This is a genomic window from Rhodococcus sp. NPDC059968, from assembly GCF_042738615.1.
GTDB lineage: Bacteria > Actinomycetota > Actinomycetes > Mycobacteriales > Mycobacteriaceae > Rhodococcus_F.
Genome location: NZ_JBHWUE010000003.1, coordinates 82,819 through 103,081, shown reverse-complemented (window position 1 = coordinate 103,081; position 20,263 = coordinate 82,819). Strand labels below are relative to the sequence as shown.

The 20,263-nt window shown below is 68.5% G+C and carries 20 protein-coding genes; 11 read left to right on the top strand and 9 right to left on the bottom strand.

Going from position 1 to position 20,263, the window contains the following annotated elements:
- Positions 1-43: 43 nt before the first annotated feature.
- From ACFWAY_RS04625 to ACFWAY_RS04595, 7 genes are all read left to right on the top strand, one after another.
- Complete coding sequence (locus tag ACFWAY_RS04625) at positions 44-1,318, top strand: MFS transporter (RefSeq protein ID WP_378509937.1); 1,275 nt, start codon at positions 44-46, stop codon at positions 1,316-1,318.
- Positions 1,319-1,359: 41 nt separating this feature from the next.
- Positions 1,360-2,205 (top strand): fumarylacetoacetate hydrolase family protein, encoded by an 846-nt coding sequence (locus ACFWAY_RS04620; protein WP_378509936.1) that lies wholly within the window; start codon positions 1,360-1,362, stop codon positions 2,203-2,205.
- On the top strand, positions 2,202-3,836 hold the full coding sequence (locus tag ACFWAY_RS04615) for an FAD-dependent oxidoreductase (RefSeq protein WP_378509935.1): 1,635 nt from the start codon (positions 2,202-2,204) through the stop codon (positions 3,834-3,836). Before ACFWAY_RS04620 ends, ACFWAY_RS04615 begins: the two co-directional genes overlap by 4 nt.
- 54 nt (positions 3,837-3,890) lie before the next feature.
- On the top strand, positions 3,891-5,024 hold the full coding sequence (locus ACFWAY_RS04610) for a DUF3500 domain-containing protein (protein WP_378457190.1): 1,134 nt from the start codon (positions 3,891-3,893) through the stop codon (positions 5,022-5,024).
- Between the two features lie 158 nt (positions 5,025-5,182).
- Positions 5,183-5,767 carry a hypothetical protein gene (locus ACFWAY_RS04605; RefSeq protein WP_378510046.1) on the top strand — a complete coding sequence of 195 codons (585 nt, stop codon included), beginning with the start codon at positions 5,183-5,185 and terminating at the stop codon, positions 5,765-5,767.
- Positions 5,768-5,922: 155 nt separating this feature from the next.
- Positions 5,923-6,123: a hypothetical protein gene (locus ACFWAY_RS04600; RefSeq protein WP_378457191.1), complete on the top strand. Its 201-nt coding sequence runs from the start codon at positions 5,923-5,925 to the stop codon at positions 6,121-6,123.
- Between the two features lie 95 nt (positions 6,124-6,218).
- Positions 6,219-7,157, top strand: a complete 939-nt coding sequence (locus ACFWAY_RS04595; RefSeq protein ID WP_378509934.1) for a dioxygenase — start codon at positions 6,219-6,221, stop codon at positions 7,155-7,157.
- Between the two features lie 26 nt (positions 7,158-7,183).
- On the opposite strand, the gene ACFWAY_RS04590 is transcribed toward ACFWAY_RS04595, so the two are convergent.
- Entirely contained in the window at positions 7,184-7,693 is a 510-nt protein-coding gene (locus ACFWAY_RS04590) for a hypothetical protein (RefSeq protein ID WP_378457229.1), read from the bottom strand.
- Between the two features lie 229 nt (positions 7,694-7,922).
- Positions 7,923-8,825: a LysR family transcriptional regulator gene (locus tag ACFWAY_RS04585; RefSeq protein ID WP_378509933.1), complete on the bottom strand. Its 903-nt coding sequence runs from the start codon at positions 8,823-8,825 to the stop codon at positions 7,923-7,925.
- Positions 8,826-8,899: 74 nt separating this feature from the next.
- Between ACFWAY_RS04585 and ACFWAY_RS04580 the strand changes: the two genes are divergently transcribed.
- Positions 8,900-9,868, top strand: a complete 969-nt coding sequence (locus ACFWAY_RS04580) for a DMT family transporter (RefSeq protein ID WP_378509932.1) — start codon at positions 8,900-8,902, stop codon at positions 9,866-9,868.
- Here the strand turns inward: ACFWAY_RS04580 and ACFWAY_RS04575 are convergent.
- Positions 9,801-11,018: a M20 family metallopeptidase gene (locus ACFWAY_RS04575; protein ID WP_378509931.1), complete on the bottom strand. Its 1,218-nt coding sequence runs from the start codon at positions 11,016-11,018 to the stop codon at positions 9,801-9,803. The genes ACFWAY_RS04580 and ACFWAY_RS04575 overlap by 68 nt on opposite strands.
- Before the next feature lie 35 nt (positions 11,019-11,053).
- Entirely contained in the window at positions 11,054-12,490 is a 1,437-nt protein-coding gene (locus ACFWAY_RS04570) for an MFS transporter (protein ID WP_378509930.1), read from the bottom strand.
- A 153-nt stretch (positions 12,491-12,643) separates the two neighbouring features.
- Between ACFWAY_RS04570 and ACFWAY_RS04565 the strand changes: the two genes are divergently transcribed.
- Positions 12,644-13,618: an Lrp/AsnC family transcriptional regulator gene (locus tag ACFWAY_RS04565; RefSeq protein ID WP_378509929.1), complete on the top strand. Its 975-nt coding sequence runs from the start codon at positions 12,644-12,646 to the stop codon at positions 13,616-13,618.
- 33 nt (positions 13,619-13,651) lie between these two features.
- Here ACFWAY_RS04565 and ACFWAY_RS04560 read toward each other — a convergent pair whose 3' ends face one another.
- The 3 genes from ACFWAY_RS04560 to ACFWAY_RS04550 form a co-directional block, all read right to left on the bottom strand.
- Positions 13,652-14,698 (bottom strand): diguanylate cyclase domain-containing protein, encoded by a 1,047-nt coding sequence (locus tag ACFWAY_RS04560; RefSeq protein WP_378509928.1) that lies wholly within the window; start codon positions 14,696-14,698, stop codon positions 13,652-13,654.
- A gap of 71 nt (positions 14,699-14,769) precedes the next feature.
- Positions 14,770-15,669 (bottom strand): carbon-nitrogen hydrolase family protein, encoded by a 900-nt coding sequence (locus tag ACFWAY_RS04555; protein WP_378509927.1) that lies wholly within the window; start codon positions 15,667-15,669, stop codon positions 14,770-14,772.
- A gap of 4 nt (positions 15,670-15,673) precedes the next feature.
- Positions 15,674-17,179 carry an APC family permease gene (locus ACFWAY_RS04550; protein WP_378509926.1) on the bottom strand — a complete coding sequence of 502 codons (1,506 nt, stop codon included), beginning with the start codon at positions 17,177-17,179 and terminating at the stop codon, positions 15,674-15,676.
- 127 nt (positions 17,180-17,306) lie between these two features.
- On the opposite strand from ACFWAY_RS04550, the gene ACFWAY_RS04545 reads away from it, so the two are divergent.
- Positions 17,307-17,903, top strand: coding sequence for a TetR/AcrR family transcriptional regulator (locus ACFWAY_RS04545; protein WP_378509925.1), 597 nt, complete (start codon positions 17,307-17,309; stop codon positions 17,901-17,903).
- A gap of 152 nt (positions 17,904-18,055) precedes the next feature.
- Positions 18,056-18,319: a hypothetical protein gene (locus tag ACFWAY_RS04540; protein ID WP_378457202.1), complete on the top strand. Its 264-nt coding sequence runs from the start codon at positions 18,056-18,058 to the stop codon at positions 18,317-18,319.
- Positions 18,320-18,347: 28 nt separating this feature from the next.
- Here the strand turns inward: ACFWAY_RS04540 and ACFWAY_RS04535 are convergent, their stop codons facing one another.
- On the bottom strand, positions 18,348-18,737 hold the full coding sequence (locus ACFWAY_RS04535) for a hypothetical protein (RefSeq protein ID WP_378457203.1): 390 nt from the start codon (positions 18,735-18,737) through the stop codon (positions 18,348-18,350).
- Between the two features lie 366 nt (positions 18,738-19,103).
- Complete coding sequence (locus ACFWAY_RS04530) at positions 19,104-20,177, bottom strand: alkene reductase (protein WP_378509924.1); 1,074 nt, start codon at positions 20,175-20,177, stop codon at positions 19,104-19,106.
- Positions 20,178-20,263: the final 86 nt, after the last annotated feature.

Below are 20,263 nucleotides of genomic sequence, written 5' to 3'. Positions count from 1 at the left end.
TCGGAGGAGTCGATCCTTCCCCCACTGACCAGGAGTGTTCCGCATGAATTTCTCCACGTCCTCGCCCGGCGGCAGCGGCAGAGTGCTCGTGCCCGTCCTCTGCTGGGCTGCCCTCCTCAGCGACGGATACGACCTGTTCGTCTACGGCGCCACCCTGCCCGCCCTGATCGGGCACGCCCCGTGGTTCATCACCGCCGGGGCGGCAGGCACCGTGGGCAGCGCCGCCCTGGTCGGTGTCCTCATCGGCTCGCTGACTGCCGGGACACTCACCGACATCCTGGGCCGTCGCCGCCTGTTCCTCGCGTGCCTGACGCTCTTCTCGACGGCAACCCTGGTCACCGCGGTCGCCCCGACCTTCGAGATCTTCGCCGCGACCCGGCTGGTGGCCGGCCTGGGGATCGGCGGGTTGATGCCCACCGCCATCGCGATGGCGGCGGAGTTCGCGTCCCCGGCCTACCGTTCCCGGATCCTCGGCATGGTGCTCACCGGACCGGCGTTCGGCGGCGTCCTCGCGTCGACGGCGTCCCTGCTGCTGCTCGAGGAGTTCGGTTTCCGCCCGGTCTACGCGCTCGGTGCGGTTCCGCTGATCACGTTGCTGCCGTTGGCGTTCGCGTTTCTGCCGGAGTCGCGGGCGTTCGCCGTCGAATCCTCCGGGGACCGGGCGTCGAAGTCGCCGGTCGCCAAGCTGTTCGGCGACGGGATGGGGCGGGCGACGGTCGGCATCTGGTTCGTCGCGATCTGCAGCATGCTCACCATGTTCGGGGTGACCACCTGGTTGCCGCAGATCATGCGCAATGCCGGCTACCCGATCGGTTCGGCGGTGACGTTCCTGCTCGTCTACAGCGCCGGCGCCATCGTCGGGACGCTGCTCGCCTCCGTGCTGGCCGAACGGTTCGGGCCCAAACCGCTGGTCCTGACCGGGTTCACCACGGCCGCAGTCTCTCTCGCGCTGCTGGGCACGCACCCGCCGACCGCCGTCCTGATGCTGCTGGTGGCGCTGGCCGGATTCGGCGGCCTCGGCACCCAGAACATGCTCAACGATCACATCGCGACGTTCTACCCGGCCCGGTTCCGGGCAACCGGACTCGGATGGGCACTCGGGATCGGACGGGCGGGCGCGATCGCGGGCCCCACGTACGGCGCGTTCTTCGTCGCCGGTGGCGGAGCCGTCATCGTCAGCTCACTGGCGTTCGCCGTGCCCGCGCTGATCGGCGGTGTTGTGATGGCCACCCTCCCGCGGCGCCCCCGCACCACACCCGCCGACGCGGACAACCGCCTCGAAGCAGCCACCCCGCGCAGCACCGAAATTTCCCGCTAGAACTCGCCACCGAAGGGTGGCGGACGAAAAGGATGAAATAGATGAAGATTGTCGGTTACCGCAAGAAGGATCAGGACGCCGTGACCGTGGGTGTCCTCCGGGACGGCTTCGTGCGACCGCTCGCCCCACTCGAGGAATTCTGGAGCGACGCCGCCGGCTGGGTGGCACGGGCGGAACACCTCGAGGCGCCCGAGGTCGACGTCACGCTCGTGAGCGTGGTGCCGCCGGTTCCCGACTCCGCCCGCGTCATCTGCGTCGGCCTCAACTACAAGGCCCACGCCGCCGAGGGCGGCTTCACCCCGCCGCCCTACCCGACGCTGTTCGGGCGGTGGACGCCGTCGCTGAGCGTCGACGGAGCCCCGACGCCGGTGCCGGCGAACGAGGCGGGCCTGGACTGGGAGGGTGAGGTGGCCGCGTTCATCGGCACCCGGCTCGAAAGCGTCGACGCGGCCACCGGCCAGGCCGGAGTGCTCGGCTACGCCTGCTTCAACGATCTCACCGCCCGCAAGGCACAGAAGCTGACGGCGCAATGGACGCTCGGCAAGAACGGCGACCGGTCCGGACCCCTGGGCCCGCTGGTTCCCGCCGGCGAGGTCGGGGATCTGTCCGACGGGCTGCGGGTGCAGACCCGCGTCAACGGAACGGTCGTGCAGGACGGCAACACCCGGGACCTGATCTTCTCGGTCGGCGAGATCATCGCCCTCATCAGTGAGACGTTCACCCTGCACCCCGGCGACATCATCGCCACCGGCACCCCGGAGGGCGTCGGCTACGTGCGGAACCCGCCGTGGCTGCTCGGGCCCGGCGATATCGTCGAGGTGGAGATCGACAAGCTCGGCGTCCTGCGGACCCCGATCGTCGATGCCAGCGGAAGGAAGGGCGCATGACCGACGTCGCGTCCGGTGTCGACCGGACACCGGTACTGATCGCCGGCGGCGGCCCGTCCGGACTCGCGGCCGCGCTCGAACTCGCCCACCACGGGGTGGCGAGCCTGGTCGTCGAAGCGAGGGTCGACGTCGATGCCGAACGCCCCCGCGCCAAGACCACCAACGCCCGCACCATGACGCACCTGCGGCGGTGGGGACTGGCCGACGAGGTGCGTGCCGCGTCGCCTCTTCCCGTCGAGTGGGCGCAGGACATCGTGTTCTGCTCGACCCTGCTGGGCCACGAAATCACCCGGTTCGAGAACGGCTTCCAGCTCGATGTCGCCACCCCGACACTGGCGCCCGAACGCGGCCAGCAGGCACCACAACCCGTCGTGGAAACCGTGCTGCGGGCGGCGGTGCAGCGCAGCGAACTCGCCACCCTGCAGCTCGGCGCCCGAGTCGCGTCGCTCGAGGAACTCCCCGACGGCACCGTCCGTGCCACGGTGGAGGGGCCGGGGCAGACCCGAACGGTCGTGGCCGACTACGTCCTCGGGTGTGACGGCGGCTCGAGCATCGTGCGCGAGTCCATCGGCGCCCGGTTCGAGGGCACCTCCGGCGAGCGCCCCAACCTCAGCATCCTGTTCCGTGCGCCGGGCCTGGCCGAGCGGGTGCCGTTCGACGGTGCCGTCCACCACTGGGTGATGGCGCCCGGGGCGGCGGGCATCGTGGGCCGGCTCGACCTGGCGGACACCTGGTGGGCGATCGTGCAGGGCGTCGACGTCCGGGACGGGGAGGTCGACGCCACCGCGCTCGTGCACAGCCTGATCGGCGAGGCGGTCCCGGTCGAGATCATCGCCACCGACCCGTGGGTGGCACGAATGTTGCTGTCCGACAGCTACCGCAAGGGTCGGGTGTTCCTCGTCGGCGACGCCGCTCATCTCAATCCGCCGTGGGGCGGGCACGGGTACAACACGTGCATCGGTGACGCCGTCAACATCGCGTGGAAGATCGCGGCGACGCTGCGCGGCTGGGCCGGGCCGCAGCTGCTCGACAGCTACGAAGCCGAACGCCGGCCCGTCGCCGCCCGCACCATCGCCCAAGCCGGAGCACAGGAAAGGGCTCTGGCGCACCACTTCTCCACCGTCGAGATCGGTCAGGACGGTCCGGCAGCGGAGAAGGCGCGCCGCCGTACCGCAGAGGCGCTCGCCGTGAAGAAGAGCGAATTCCACTCGCTCGGACTCGTTCTCGGCTACGCGTACACCGACTCACCCGTCGTCGTTCCCGACGGATCGCCGCCGCCGGCGGAAGATCCCGTCGAGTACGTGGCCACCGCGTGCCCCGGAGCGCTACTGCCGCACGCGTGGTTGGGCGACGATCGTTCGCTCTACGACGCGCTCGGCCCGGAATACACCCTCGTCGTGCTGGACGCCGTGGGATCCGCGCGGCACACCGCCGAACTCGACGCGCTGACGGCGAAGGCAGCGGAACTCGCCGTCCCTCTGACGGTTCTGCGGCTGTCCGACACCGGGGGAACTCTCGGCAGTCTCCTCGGCGCCCCCTTCGTCCTCGTCCGACCCGACCAGCACGTGGCGTGGCGGGGCGGCGACCTCGCGAGCGCCGAGAAGGCGATCGTCATCGCGGCGGGATGGTGACGAAACCTCCCCTCGCCGAACGCTCCACCTCCACACTCGAGAAGGAAGATTCACGTGTCTGCTCTCCATGAGGCGCCCCAGACGGCGACCAAGCTGCTCGTGACCGCCATGGGTTTGATCGATACGTTCGACCCCCAGCAGCGGGCGACCGCGATCATCGACGACTTCGACGATCCGCGGCGGCTGAACTGGGACATCATCCCCAAGCCGGACCGCACCGGCATCCCGCTCCACCAGCTGGACCGTCACCAGAAGGTGCTGGTGTGGGATCTGATCCGGTCGGCCGTGCCGCTGCGCACCTTCACGAAGGTGCTGTCGATTCCGCAACTCGAGCACGTGCTCCGGGACTACGAGCAAGATTTCCTCGGACCGGCACTGCAGACCTGGCGCACGTCGGATTCGTACTTCCTGACGTTCTTCGGCCGGCCGGGATTCGAGGACACCTGGACGATGCGTTTCCTCGGTCACCACGTCTGCCTCAACCTGACGATCGTCGACGAGCGGTGGATCTCCGCCACTCCAGTCGCGCTGGGCGCGCAGCCCACCGAGTACGACGGGGTACTCAAACCGCTCGCCGACGACGAGGGCCTGGCCTTCGATCTGCTGGCCTCCCTGGACGACGAGCAGCGCGGCCACGCCGTCATCCACGACGTCGCACCGGCTGACTTCGTGACCCGTCAGGTGCCGCGGATCGGGGCCTACGAGTACCCGGACCACTACGACCTCGGCATGCCCGGCTACACCATCACCGACGCCGACCGGGTCGCCCTGAAGTTCGTCCGCGACCGGCCCTCGGGCATCAGCGGCGCGAAATTGTCCGGTGACCAGCAGCAAGTGCTGCTGGGACTCGTGGATTGCTACCTCGAACGACTGCCCGAGGAAGCCGGCGAACGCCACCGGCGGGCGCTGCGAGACGGGGGCATCGACCGGGTGTTCTTCGCGTGGGCCGGTGCGCAGAAGCGCGGCGCTCCGCACTACTTCCGCGTCCACACCGACCGATACCTGATCGAAGCGGTCAACGCCGTCGGCGGTGGAAATCACCTGCACACCGTGCTGCGGGACTTCGACAACGACTTCGGACACGACCTGCTCGCACTCCACGCCGGGACCGACTCGAAGTGGGGCGGCGGGCACCTGAGCAGCCGGACGGTGTCGAGCGAACAGTCCGATCCGCAACTCGAACCCTGAGTGCCACCCGGCCCCGCACATCGCTGTGCGGGGCCGACTCCGGCTTGCCCTGGAGTGTGAGACTCGTCAAGTTTGTCCATTTCGGTTTCCCTGTTGCCTGATCAGTGGCGACACTGGTGAAGCAGACATTTAACGTGGACGAAACAATGAGGTGGATTGTGTTGGGGCGCTCGAAGGCAACCGTGGTGTACTCGGTGTCGGGTCGACCGTCCAACCCGTTCGCTCGACCGGTCGATCGCTTCGCGGCCACCCTGAAATCCGTCATCGTCACACTCGCGGGTCTCGCGATCGTGCTCGCCGCCGTGATCGGCACCTGGGAATACCACCAGGCGAGTGCGCGGGCCGCGCAACAACGCGCCACCACGACCCTCGTCGAGGCCGTCACCAGCACCGACGCCCCCGTCACCCTGTCGCCCCGCGGCTCGGTCCGGACCACTCCGATGGTGAAGGCGACGTGGGCGTGGGGCTCGGAATCCCACACCGACAGCATCGAGGTTCCCTCGGGGACCCCGGCGGGCACCGCGAAGACCATCGCCGTCGGCGACGACGGAAGCTGGGCCGGCCCGCGGATCACGACCTCCGACGTCGTCAGCGCCGCGGTCGCGGCAGTGCTCATCACCCTCGCCGCGAGCGCGCTGCTGCTGGGTGCGGTGTGGGCGATGTGTGCCCGCTCCGTCGAACGCCGCCGCCAGCAGTACTGGGACGAGAGCATCCGCAGGCTGTTCGCGACCTACAGTCGCTGATCCTTCCTCCCTGTAGGCCCGGTTCGGCACGGCCTCGTACCTCACCTCAGGCGGATGTGAATCCGCTTCGGACGACACCCGATCGCGCTGTCCGGTGTCGGTTTCGGTGGCCGCACTCCGGGCTATTCAGGTGATGCCGAGGAAAGGTGGGAGCCATGTCCGACAGGGATGCTTCTATATTCGAGAGCGAACGCGAGCTCGACGAACAGTCCGTCCGTAACGCTCAACGGACCGTCGCCCACCACTCGATCGATGCCGAAGACTGCCGGATGCTGCTCGCTGCACTCGGCATCCCCCTCGTGCGCGACCACGACAACGAGTCACTCTCCGGCACAGCCGGTGCCGAATCCGTGTGAGCCGTTCACAGCCACTCCACAGCGAAGCTCGAGGGTGCCCGCACCGGTGACCGCTTGTATGGGATGTAACCCGAACAGCCCACGGAGAGGTCCTCATGACGAACAGCCCCCGTCACCACGCCGACGAAGTGCACGAGCACGATCGCGGCCTCAGTCACGACCTGAAATCGATGTTGTCGCGTCGCCGCGCATTGTTCGTGTTCGGCGCGGCGGGTGCGACCGCGCTGGCCGCGTGCTCGACGGCGGGATCCACGGCGTCGTCGTCCTCGTCGTCGACGGAGGCGGCAGGGACCACGGCGGAGACGGTGAGCGACGGCACGTGCGTGGCGGCGGCGCCGCAGGAAACGGCCGGACCATATCCCGGCGACGGATCCAACGGGCCGAACGTGCTGGTCGAGTCGGGGATCGTGCGTCAAGACATCCGCAGCAGCTTCGGTGCGTACTCCGGGACGGCGGAGGGTGTCGCGACGACCATCGAACTGAACCTGCAGGACCTGACGAAGGACTGCGCGGCCGGCGCAGGAATGGCCGTCTACCTGTGGCACTGCGACCGGGACGGCGAGTACTCGCTCTACGGCCAGGGCATCACCGAGCAGAACTACCTGCGCGGCGTTCAGGTGGCGGACTCCGCGGGCAAGGTGTCGTTCACGTCGATCTTCCCGGCCTGCTACTCGGGACGCTGGCCGCACATTCACTTCGAGGTGTTCGACTCGCTGGAATCTGCGGTGGCGGGCGAGGACGCCCGGTTGACGTCTCAGATCGCAGTGCCGCAGGACGCGTGCACCACGGTCTTCGCCTACGACAGCGGCTACGCGAACAGTGTCGGTAATCTATCGAAGGTTTCCCTGGACTCGGACAACGTGTTCGGGGACGGCTGGGATGCCGAGTTGGCGACCGTGTCGGGCGAACCTGCCACCGGTATGACGATCTCGATCACGATCGGTGTCGCGGAGGAGTCGGCGAACACGCAGTCCGCGCCGAGCGGTCCCGGTGGGGGTGGCGGACAGCCGCCCAACGGGGCGCCCGGCCGGTAGCCGTCGCGGGTCGGTTCCGTCGTCCGTCAGCTGACGTGCCACCCGGGTGGTCTGTCGAGTTCGTTCCATTCACGGGTCAGCTGAGCCTGCTGGCGGCGGGACGCAATCCAGTGGACGACGAGGAACAGGACGCAGTAGCCGCCGGTCGCGGTCACCCAGATCCCGCACGCGACACTCACCGCCGTGGCGGCGTTCTGCGATCCGGTCTCCGGTGCGGAGACGAGACCGCCGTTCGGGTCGAGCCAGACGGTGACGGTCTGGCCGGCCTTCGCGCCCGATTCGGTGGGAACGTCGGCGGTGCGTGTCTGCCCGTTCGCCGACCACTGCACCCGTGCGTGGGCTTGATACTGAGGTGAGGCGGGAAGGGGTTCTCCTGCGCTCCCGGTGCGGGAATCCTCGACGAGTGTGGCGGGTGTCGGGTGCTGGGTGGCGAGTTCGGCCTGGGTCTGCCGGTCCAGTCGCGAGTACGTCTCGGTTCCGACGGCCGCGGCCAGCGGAACCATCAAGAGCACGAAGGCCACCCCGATGAGAACCATCACCGATCGGAGCCGGTCGCATCCCCGCATGAGTGGGTTGCGGCTCCATGGACCCAGACGCCACAGGCGTATCGGCGCTGCACACGTTTGGCTCATCGCGCACCTCCGGTGGTTGCCCACCACCATTGTGCAACCGAAACGCCTGCACGTGTAGGGCCTTCTGGCAGGTGTTCGTGCGCGGCCGGTGTGGCCGGGTCAGACGCTTCGCGACAGATCTCGATCCGGGCCGTCACGCACCGATGCCGGCGAAGGCTTCGGTCAGTGCCTCGATCCCCGCCCGGACCGTGGGGCGGTCGTTGTCGGCGCGGTGGAGCGCGTAGATCTCGCGCTCGAGTGTGGGACGCACCGGGACGATCGCCACGTTGTCCGGCACCCAGACGCGGGCCAGGCGTGGCACGAGAGCGGCGGCGAGTCCGTGCGCGACGAATTCGAGTTGAGCCGCGAATTCGGGCACTTCGTACCTGATATCCGGTTCGACGCCGCGGTTGCGCAACGTCTGCACCAGCCAGGTGTGGTACACCGCGCCCTTCTTCCACGTCGTCCACGGCATGTCCGCGATCTCGTCGAGATCGACGTGGTCGCGCGATGCCAGCGGATGGTCCCGGGACAGTGCGACGTCGGCCGAGTCCCGGTGCACCAGGGTGTGCACTGCGTCCTCGGGCAGGTGCAGCGGCATCGTGACCCAGCTGTCGACGACGGCGAGGTCGAGTTCCCGGCGCACGATCGCCGGTATGAGGTCCTCGGTCTCGCCGGCGAAGAAGCTGACCCCGAGCTGCGGGTGGCGCGTGCGCAGCGTCGCCACGGCGGTCGGCACGACCACCCTGCCCGCGGACGAGAAGGACCCGATTCGCAGTTCTCCCACCACGTCGCGGTCGAGGGAGACGACCTCGGATTCGGCCTGCGCCAGAATCGATATCACTTCCTGCCCGCGACGGGCCAGGAGCCGGCCCGCATCGGTGAGCTGAACGCCGCGGCCCGCGGGCACCAGGAGTTCGACGCCGACCTCCCGTTCGAACTTGCCGAGTTGCTGCGAGACCCCGGACGGCGTCACGTGCAGGGCGCGGGCTGCGGCGCCGATCGATCCGTGTTCGGCGACAGCACATAGCGCGCGAAGGCGATCGACACTCAACACAGTAGTGATACTACTGCTTTCATGACACGACTATTCACTTGTTGTAATGGTTGGGGCCTCGGAGAATTCTCGGTGTGACTACCGCCCTCCGTTTACGCCCCCGTGCCCTCGTCAGCCCCTCGTTCAGCGTCGCGTCCGTGGATCCGCGACTGCTGGTTCTGGCGGGTGCGGTGGCGACGTCGCTGACCGGCAGTCTCATCAAATTGTCCGGGGTGGAGCCGGCCACGTCGACGTTCTTCCGGTGTGTGCTGGCGCTGCCCATCCTCGGACTCCTTGCCCTGCAGGAGTTTCGGCGATACGGCGGGATCCCGCGGCGGGTGATCGCGGCCCAGGTGCTCGGCGGGATGATGCTCGGCGTCGACTTCGCACTGTGGGCGCGATCCATCCACCTGATCGGCGCCGGCATCTCCACCGTCGTCGTCAACGTGCAAGTCGTCGTCGTGCCCCTGCTCGCGTGGGTCTTCTTCCGCGCGCGGGTGCCGGTCCGGTTCGTCGTGGCCGTTCCCTTCCTGTTCGCCGGTGTCGCTCTCGCCGGCGGAATCCTCGGCGGCAGCGGCGAGGGCGACCAGCTGTTCCTCGGAACTCTGCTGTCGCTGGCGGCGGGCGTGGCCTACGGGATCTACATCTTCGTCATCGGCCGCGCCGGGTCCGCACACCGGGCGTCGTCGCAGGTGTTCGTGTCGACGATCGCCGCGGGCGTCGTCGGGACCGCAGTGGGATCACTGTGGGGGACGGTGGACCTCACGCCGGGATGGCCCGCGCTGGGGTGGTTGGCGGCACTGTCGCTGAGCAGCCAGGTACTCGGCTGGGTCCTCATCGGATTCGCCCTGCCGAGGCTCGCCGCCGAGGTGGGCGCCACGTTGCTGCTGCTCCAGCCGGTCCTGGCGATGCTGTTCTCCATCGTGATCGTGCACGAGCGTCCCAGCATCGGTCAGTTCGCCGGCTGCGCGCTGGTCGTCGCCGCGGTGTGGATGGTCACCCACGTGAGACCGGCGGACCGCCGTCCGGTGCCGACCTGCGAGGCCGTGCGGCCAGGCGTGTGAGCAGGTCCGCGCGGTGCGCCTCGTCGGTGGCCAGCCCGATCGCCGTCCAGGCCATCGCCAAGCCGCCGTCGAGGACCGCGCGGTCCGCGTGGGCGGTGACGCCGTAGCGGGTGAACTCGGGGTTGTGCATGATCGTGTCGCCGCAGTCGTACCCGATGGTGGGGTGGATCGTGGGTACGAGGTGGGAGACGTTGCCCATGTCGGTGGAACCCTGCCGGGTGGGGGTGCCGTCGTCGACGGTGCGTCCGAGCGCTGTGACGGCGTCGCGGTAGATCCCGCACAGCGCGAGGTCCTGGCGCAGATCGGCGTAGTCGTTGCCGACGGCCTCGAGGGCGAGTTCGGCGCCGGTGGCGAGGGCGCCGGCCTGGAAGCAGGCGCGGATCCGGGCCTGGAGTTCGGTGAGATCCTCGGCGGACTCCGCCCGGCAATCGTAGGCGGCCGTGGTGCGCCCGGGGATGACGTTGGGCGCTTCACCGCCCGAGGTCACGATGCCGTGGACGACACCGCCGGGCAGCATCTGCTGCCGGTAGGCGCTGATCGCGACCTGGGCGATCATCATCGCGTCGGCGGCGTTGACGCCGCGGTGCGCCATCGCCGCGGCGTGGGACGGCCGCCCGGTGTAGGTGACGTTCCAGCTGCCGATGGCCAGCGAACCCATGCCGACGCCGTCGGTCGGTGCGGCGTGCACCATCATGGCGGCGGCGACATCGTCGAAGGCGCCCGCGTCGAGCATGTCGACCTTGCCGCCGCCGTACTCCTCGGCCGGCGTGCCGAGGAGTTTGACCTGAATCCCGAGGTCGTCGGCGAACGGCGCGAGGGCGAGCGCTGCAGTCACCGCCGAGGCGCCGTTGACGTTGTGTCCGCAGGCATGCCCGATCCCGGGCAGTGCGTCGTACTCGGCGGTGATCGCGACGACGAGTTCGCCGCGTCCGGCGGTGGCGCAGAACGCCGTCGGCAGGTCGTACGCTCCGCGGGTCACCTCGAATCCGGCGCGCTCGACGAGGTCGGCGATCTTGCGTGCCGAGCGGAATTCCTCGTAGGCGAGTTCGGGTTCGGCGTGCAGGCTGTGGCTCAAACCGATGACATCGTCTCGGCGGTCGGTGACGACGGCGCGGGCGTGCTCGCGGATGTTCTGGATTCCGGTGGTCATGGGTTCCTTCGAGAGTGGTGGGAAGACAACAGATGTCAGGCGGAAATGGCGGTGCGGCGCAGGAACAGCGCGGCACCGGCACCGGCCATCGACACCAAAGTGGTGGTCGTCCAGATCGCCGCGTACGCCGAGAACGTCGGGAGCGGCGACCCGGCGGGCGTCGCCGCCGCAGTGAAGGACAGCACGCAGGCGGCGCCGAGCGAACCACCGATGTTGATCTGCAACTCGTTGATGCCCGAGCCGACCGCCGCCTGGTCGTGCGGTACCGATTCGACGGCCAGCGAGCGTGTGGACTGCTGAAGCAGGCCGGCACCGACGGACGAGACGACACCGACGAGCAGGTACGGCGCGAGGGAACTGTGGAATGCCAGGTTGCCGAGGTAGCCGGCTGCCATGATCAGCGAGCCGAGGACGAGTGTCGCGCGGTCACCGATCCGCTCGGCGAGCGTGGGCGCGCACACCGCGGCGATCGCGACTGCGGCCATGCTCGGGAGCATCGCGAACGCGATGTGCAGTGGGGCCAGACCGAGGCCGTACCCGAACTGCTCGCGCGGGGTTGCGAGGAAGATGGCGTTGGCGACCTGCAGGCCGATCAGGCAGAACGAGAACGTGACCGCGACGAGTGAGACGACGGTGACGTTGCGGTGGCGGAACAGTCGCACGTCGATCATCGGCGCGTCGGACCGCAACTCGACCCATGTCCACTGCGCGACGACGAGCACGCCACCGGCCAGGCACCCCACGGTCCGCGCGGAGGTCCATTCCCAGCCGGGCATGCCGCCCTGACCGAGGCCGAGCAGGACCGCGACGAGCCCGACGCAGAGCAGCAGTCCGCCACGGAGGTCGAGGTGACCGCCGGGCCGGTGCTCGGATTCGGGCAGCAGCGGCCACGTGGCGAGCAGCACGAGGCTGACGGCGACCGCCGGCACCCACAGCGCCGCCGTGGGGGCGTCCACGTGCTGGGCGACGAAGCCGCTGGCCACCATGCCGACCCCGATCCCGCTGAGCAGTGCCGCGACCATGAAGCCGATGCCCCGACGGCTCTCGGCGTCACCGCTGCGGTTGCGCAGGATGCCGACCAGGAGTGGGAAGAAGCCGGCGAACGCACCCTGCAGGACCTGCCCGAGGAGAAGGACACCGAACGACTGTGCCGTCCCGACGAGCAGTGACCCGAGCAGGACGATCGCGAGATTCCACCGGAGGATCCGCCGGTGCCCGTACAGGTCGCCCATCCGGGAGAGCACCGGGGTGAAGGCCACACTGGCCAGCAGGTTGGCGATGCTGATCCAGTTGAGATCCGCCGCGGTCACGTGCAATACCTCGGTGAGACTGCGCAGGACCGGGGAGAGGAAGCCCTGGGTGATTCCGCTGGTGAGTTCCACCAGGACGACGGAGACGATGATGGCCGCCCCCGGTGTCGTCCGAACGTGGGAGCCGACCGCGGAAGCGGTCGACGTGTCTGCTCGAGTCATACTTGTGCACCTTTGCTCGGACGGAATCCGCGGCGGATTCTGCACATGAATTTCCGCCAGAGGCCGATAATCAGGCAACAGTCCGGCGAGAAATAGGCTGGATCTGGCACAGTGGCGGGCCCTCTGGTGGATTCCGGCTCGAGGAGGATCGGAATGGCGGAAACAGACGGGTCGTCGACGGTGTTCGACACACTCGATCGCGCGATCGTGCAGGTTCTCGCACGTGATCTACGGGCGTCGTTCGCCGACGTGGGTGCCCGTCTCGGGTGTCACGAGCGCACGGTCGCGCGGCGTCTCGAACGGATGACCGAGACCGGTGCCGTTCGCTTCACTGCGGGCCTCATCCCGGAATACCTGGGCGAGGGGTTGTCGGTCGACCTCGCTGTCCGGTGCGCCCCCGGCCGACTCGACGACGTGGCGGTGGCCCTCGCGGGACTGCCCGAGACCCGCGCGGTCGAGGTGACGACCGGTGGCCTGCAGATCCACGTCGAAGCCACGGTCGCCGACAACGATGCGCTCCTGGCCCTCATCGACGGCTCCATCGGCAGGCTCGGCGGCGTCCTCGACGTGCATTCCGCCGTGATCCTGCAGTTGCTGCTCACCGCCGCGGACTGGGCGCCGTTCGACAGCGAGCCCACGGCGATTCGCCGGTTCGCCGCAGAGGGGGTGCCGCTTCCCGAGCCGATCGACGTGGACGACCTGGACCGCCTTCTGGCCGACCTTCTACGGCGCGATCCCCGGATGCCGATGAGCAGGCTCGCCAAGGAACTCAACGTCGGTGAGTCGACCGCCCGCCGGAGGCTGGCGCGTCTGAAAAGCTCGCACGTCCTGCATCTGCGCCTGTTCGTCGATCCGGCACAATTCGGATTCACCGTGGAGGCGCGCCTCGAACTCGAAGTCGAGCATCGTCACCTCGACGCAGCAGTGCGGCGGCTCGCGTCGGAACCGTGCGTCCGGCACCTGGTGACGACGACCGGCCGGAGCAATGTTCTCGGTTACTCGCGGCATCTCGACGCGCAGGACCTGTACGCCTTCACGGGCCGGGTGCTCGGCGGCATGGACGGCGTCCGGCAGGTGCAGACCGCGTTCGTCGTGCGCACCTACAAGTCGGCAGGTGTGCTGATGTGAATGCCGGGATTCCGGCCCGTCTGCTCAGGCGTTTCATCCCGTCCTCAGCGACTGTTCGTCGGCGGGTGGCTCGGGTGGGTGCTGTCTCTGCTTCGCCGTGTACAGCTCGCGGTCGGCCTGCCGATAGAGCCCGGTGAGGGGGTCGACGTCGCCGATGCACGACGCCGCGCCGAAGCTGAACGGGGTAGGGCTCTGCCGGGCGAGTTGCGCCATCACGCCGGGGAGCTCGGCGTGGTGATCGCCGACCATGCAGCTGACGAATTCGTCGCCGCCGACCCTGGCGAGGAGGGCACCGCGTGGCATGTGCTCGGCGAGATAGTTCGCGAGGTCGACGAGAACCGCATCGCCCACGGCGTGGCCGTAGTGATCGTTGGTCGACTTGAACTGGTCGACGTCGATGAGCACCAACGTCACGGCGACCTGCCCCGAGCCGGCGGTTTCGCGCGCATGCCGGAACGCGAGCTCGAAACCGGCGCGATTGAGCAGGGCTGTCAGTCCGTCGGTGCTGGCCGATTCGATCAGGGTCCGGGTGAGGGATCCGAACATTTCGGCCGCGCCGAGTACGCAGGTGATGGCCACGACGAGAACGGCGGCCTTCACGGTCACCGTGTCCACCTCGACCGGCACCAGCGTGAAGGCGGTGGGTGCGACGACGACTCCGACCACCATCAACCCGGTGAGGCATCCGACGAGGAGCCTCGACTGCCGTTTCGGATAGAACACGACGAAATACATCGCCAGGAACATCGCCGCGATCGCACAGAGCAGTTGGGCGACGGCGAGAACGAGGCCGGACATCACGATCGGTGTGGCGAGCAGTGTCGCCGCCGTACTGACCTGGTAGACCCGTCGACTCGGCCTGCGCCCGCCCCGGTACAGCACGACGAGTGCGAACACTCCGAGGAGGACGCCCGCCGAGCGAGCGGCGACGGTCTCCGGCCGGATCGACAACCCGACCATGGGAGGCAGGACGAACCCCGACAGGTGCAGCGCAGTCGTGATCCACAGGTAGCGGCGCAGGATGCGCGGCTGATAGTCCTGTAGGACCGTGTCGACGGACGAAGCAGCGAGGGGCCTCACTCTCGCAATTATCCAGGACCGCTCCCGGAAAGGGGCGGGTCTCTCGCGACCGCCCCTCCCGGGAGGGCGAGTCAGGTGGGCGTGGACGCGGGAATCGGCGCGGCGTTGTCGTGCCACGGCGGGGTGTGGATGCCCGCGCCGTCGTACATCGGGAGTCGAATCCCTGCGCCGTATCGGGCGATCTGGTCCCAGGGGCGGTTGAGGCCGAACGTGCCGTAGGCGCGGACCCGGGTCACGGCGTCGAGGTCGAGGGTGTCGACGAGGACTTCTTCTCCCGACCCTGCTTGCTGCCGGATGATGCCCTCGGGGTCGACGACGACGCTGGCACCGACTCCGGCCGGGTCGGCGCCGTTGACGTTGACGACGTAGACCTGGTTGGTCCATGCGTTGGCGCGGGAGCAGACGAGTTCCATCTCGCGGTCGCGGGTGGTGGTGAGGGTGGGTTGGATGATCACTTCCGCGCCGAGCCAGGCCAGTTGGCGGGCGGTCTCGGGGAACGAGCCGTCGTAGCAGATGGCCAAGCCGATCCGGCCGGTGCCGGGAATGTCGAAGACGACGAACTCGCTGCCGGGTGCGGTCTGCTCATACGGCTGCCAGGGGAAGACCTTGCGGTAGCGGGCCACGACCTCGCCGAGGGGCGACACGGCGACGGCGGTGTTGTAGACCTTGTCGTCGTCGCCGCGCTCGTAGAGACTTCCCGGCACCAGCCACAGGCCGGTCTCCTCGGCGAGTGCGCACATCCGGTCGATGTGGGGGCCGGCGAGTGGCAGTGCCACCCGGTCCATCCAGTCGGCGCGGGCCTGCAGGAGGGGCGCCTCCGCGGCCAGCATGAGTTCGGGGACCACGACGAGCTCGACATGGGGGAACGTGTCGCGCACCGCGCGGACCTGATCGGCGAACCGCAGCCAGGTGGCCTCCACGTCGAACGGGATCGGGGCGGTCTGGATGGCGGCGATGGTCAATGTGCGCATGGGTTCAGTCCTCTGTGACGGTCAGTTCGGTGACGGCGGTGCGGCCGTCTCGGAAGAAGCGGCGGAAGCGGGTGCGGACGAGCACCATCGCCACGGCGCCGACGGCGATCGAACCGACACCGAGCAGGAACACCCCGCCGATGCCGTGGAACGAGGTTGCCCCGTAGTCCGGGTCGAGCATGTCGTGGGCGCTGCGTGCGAAAGCGGCGAGCATGATCGTCCCGCCCAGTGCGGGCAGGATGCCGCGGAGGAACAGGTCGCGCGGGGAGTCGTTCAGGCGGTGGCGGAAGTACCAGACGCAGGCGAGACCGGTGACGCCGTAGTAGAACGCGATGAGCAGGCCGATCGAGAGGATGGCGTCGCCGAGGAAGTTGCCGGAGACGAGCGTGAGGGCGGTGAGCAGGACCGCGGCGGTCGCCCCGAAGAACACGGTGCCGAACGCGGGGGTGCGGTAGGCGGGATGAATTCGGGTGAAGGCGCGGGGCAGTGCGCCGTGAGCGCCCATGGAGAGAGTGGCGCGTGAGCTCCCGATAACGCAGGTGAGCAGCGCCGAGATCGCCGACACGCAGATGGCGAGTTCGACCACCTTCGACAGGCCCGCGCCGAGTACCGGCGGCCCGAGCGTGGCGAGTACGTCTCCCGCGTTGTCCGGGTTGCCCAGACCCAGCCCGTCGGTGCCGATGCCGGCGAAGCTGATCGCGGCGAATCCGGTGAAGAGATACGTGCCCAGCAGGACGAGGGTGGAGATCACCGCGGCCTGACCCGGGATGCGGTCGCTGTCGCGGGTTTCCTCGTTGACGGTGATCAACGCGTCCCATCCCCAGTAGATGAACAGGCACAGCAGCACCGCCTCCGCGAAGGGGCCGAAGCCGCCGAACGCGAACGGGTTCAGCCAGGACAGGCTCGGCGCGGAGGCGCCGGTGCGGGCGAACGCGGCCGCTCCGAACCCGAACAGGGCGACCAGTTGCAGGCCCAGCAGCACGTATTGGACGGATGCGGCGAGTTGCAGCCCGCGGTAGGCGATGGTGGTGACCGCGGCGACGAGCAGGACGGCCGTGACGATGACAGCGACACTGTTGGACGCCAACGAGTCCAGGCCCAGCAAGGCCAGGAGGTACCCGGCTCCGACCCGGGCGAGTGCCGTCATCGCGATGAGGGTCGCGATCTGCACCACCCAGCCGCCGGACAGCCATCCCGTGTGCGGGCCGAACGCGCGGGTGGTCCAGACGAAGGTGGTGCCGCAGTCCGGCATCTCCCGGTTCAACTCACGAAAGGCGAACGCCGTCAAAAGGATCGGCACGAACCCGAGAAGGAGGGCGGCGGGCGCGAGGTTACCGACGACCATCGTCACGAAACCGAGCGTGACCGCGATGCTGTAGGCCGGCGCGACCGAGGACAGGCCGAGTGCGACCGCGGCGAGCAGGCCGACGGAGCCGCCCCGGAGTCCCTTCCCGGTGGGCGTTGGTGGTGGGTCGAGGCTGGTCTCGGCGTCGGTGGGGTTGGTCGACACGGTGGCTCCTGAGTTCGAAACGGATTCGTTAAACAAAAATTTAAGAGAAGTGTGATCTACCTGTCAATAGCTGGGCAGGTATTGTCTAAATCTCCGTATAAGAACTAGGCGAACAGGGGCGACGGCAGTGGCGCGGAAGAAGGATCAGGGGGCCCGTCGGGCCGAACTCGGTGCGGCCGTCCAGCGTGCGGTGCTCGCGCGCGGCCTGGAGGGAGTGCGTCTTCGTGACATCGCGGAGCAGGCCGGCGTCACCCCTGCGGCGGTGCTCTACTACGGCGACCTGGATGCCCTGATCTACGACACGTATCAGCGGGCGATCGAGCGCTTCAGCCAGGAGCGTGAACGCGTCGCCGAACAGTTCCCCGACGCGCGCGACCGCCTCCGAGCCTGCATCGACCACGGTGTCGCCAGCGGGCCGGACGACGAACTGGTTCGACTGCTGTTCGAGTGCTGGCCGAGATCGCTCCGCGACGCCAAGGTGGCAGCCCTCGACAGTTCCCTGACCGAGCGTCAAATCGCCGTCTACTCCGGCATTCTCGTCATCGGTCAGACGCAGGGGCACTTCACGCTCACCGACCCGCCGCGCCTGCTCGCCGCGAATTTCGTGGCCATGGAGGACGGCTACCAGATGGAGGTGCTGGCCGGCCGTCGCAGCCGCACCGAGGTGATCGCCAGCCTGCACTCCTACGCGCGCGCGGCCACCGGTCACGATCTGAGCGGCTAGGCCGAATACGGGAAACTGGGAATAACAGATAGGTTGGATGCGCATCGCCAGGCCCGGCCGCCGAGCACCGACACCGACTAGGAGTCCCCATCAAGATCCTGCAGAGCGCCTCGAGCGAGATCCGCGAGTGGGAACGCGCCGCCGCGACGGTGATGCTCCGAGTACGACAGATCGGGGTGTTGATCGACCGTCTGGGGCCCGCCCTCGACGACCTGTCCGAACTGCTCGACGCCGCAAAACAGATCGCGGAGACCGCAGAGGGGCTCGCCGTCAGCGCGAAGGGCATCGACCAGAGCGCCGAGATCATTGCCCGTGACGCGGAGAAGATCGCACAGGCTCTGCCCGCGGTCGAGCGGCTGGGGAGACTCGCAGACCGCCTACCCGGTGGAGGTAGACGGTCTGCGGCGGGCCGGTGACGAGCCGAGGTGGGCCCGTCGGACCGTGTTACTGGGCCAGTCCGAGCGTCCCCGGTTCGGTGGGGTGCTGCTCGCCGGATTCTGCAGTCGGGTCGTCACCGACCCCGGCAATCGGCATCACGGTGAGGGCCTGGTCGAACGCGTCGACGAGCCATTCACCGGTCACCTCCACGAGCTGAGTGTCCTCGGCGTCGGGCTGTCGCTGAAAGAAACGCACGACCCAGGGGTTCTGCGCGTCCGGATCGGAACTGAGATCCCCCGGTGCGTTGGTGGCGAGCAGATGAATGCTGTGCTCGAAATCGACCCGGACGGCGTATCCGGTGCCGGTGTTGACGACGGTGGCCGGGCGGCGCGCGGCCAGGGCCAGCGTCATGAGGGCGTCGGCGTAGCGGGTGGTGTGCTCCACGGTGAGTGGCATGAACGATCACCTTTCAACTTCTGTGACCGTCGGGGTGGCAGGGCAGCCTCGGAGATCGATGGTCCGAAGATGCAATTCCTCCGACAGGTCACGAGAAGATAGAAGTAAAGCTGTTCGTCGGGAGCTTCGGCTGCGTCTCGCTGTCGGCCACCTTCGAGGTGGGCGTCCTGGCACCGCGTGACAGTTGGGTACGCCCGATTGGAGCACGGATACGCCGGGCGGCCCGTGAACTCGGTAGCTGTGTACTCAACTACGACTTACCGTACGGTGCCGGACCCGGATACGCGACACGGGGTGGTCCGTCGGATAGCACTGTGGCCCATGACCTGGCGTCATGGGCCACAGTGTGTCGGCCTGCGGGGCAGCTCAGTGCTGCAACACCGGGTAGTCGGTGTAGCCCTTCGCGCCCTCCGAATAGAAGGTCTGGGGGTCCGGGGTGTTGAGCGGCAGGTCTTCCTGCCAGCGCCGCACGAGGTCCGGGTTGGCGATCGCGGGACGCCCGACGACGACGGCATCGGCGTGGCCGTCGTCGAGGATTGCCAGCGCTTCGTCGCGGGTGGTGACTTCCCTGAAACCACTGTTGACCAGCACCGGGCCGCCGAATCGCGTCCGCAGGTCCTGCGCCAGGGGTCCGGACGGGTCCTTGTGCAGAATGCTCAGGTAGGCGGGCCTCAGTGGAGCGATGGCGTCGACCAGCACGCCGTAGGTGGCCCGAACGTCGTCGGCGTCCAGTTCCAGGGCGTCCTGGATGTTGTGTTCGGGCGAGATGCGGATACCCACCCGGCCGGCGCCGATGGCGTCTGCCACGGCCTCGAACACCTCGACGACGAAGCGCGCCCGGTTCGCGGGTGAGCCGCCGTACGCGTCCACGCGCAGGTTCGATGCCGGGGAGAGGAATTCGTGCAACAGGTAGCCGTTGGCGGCGTGGATTTCGACGCCGTCCATCCCGGCTGCCACCGCCTTCCGCGACGCCTGGACGAACTCCTCGATGACGGCGGGGAGTTCCTCGGTGCCCAGCGCGCGGGGTACCGGGTACGGCTCCTTCGCGTCGTAGGTGCGGGTCTCGCCGTCGATGGCGACGGCACTCGGACCGACGACCTCGCGACCGCCGGTCGTTCCCTCGTGGGTGACACGGCCGGCGTGCATGACCTGGGCGACGATCCGTCCACCGGCCGCATGCACGGCGTCGGCGACGTTCTTCCAGCCCGCAACCTGCTCCGGTGTCACCAGCCCGGGCTGGCCGGGGAAGCCCTGGCCGGCGTGGCTGGGGTAGGTGCCTTCACTGACGATCAGACCGAGAGTGGCACGCTGCCGGTAGTGCTCGACCACCAGCGGTCCCGGCACGCCGTCACGCCCGGAGCGGACGCGGGTCAGGGGTGCCATCACGACCCGGTTGGGCAGTTCGAGTTCGCCGAGTGTCAAGGGGGAGAAGAGATTCACAGATATCGGTCTTTCCGTAGGTCGTGTTCGGCAGCGCCGTTCTCGGTGTCGCCGCGTAGGATCGGGATCCACTGGGGCAACGGGCA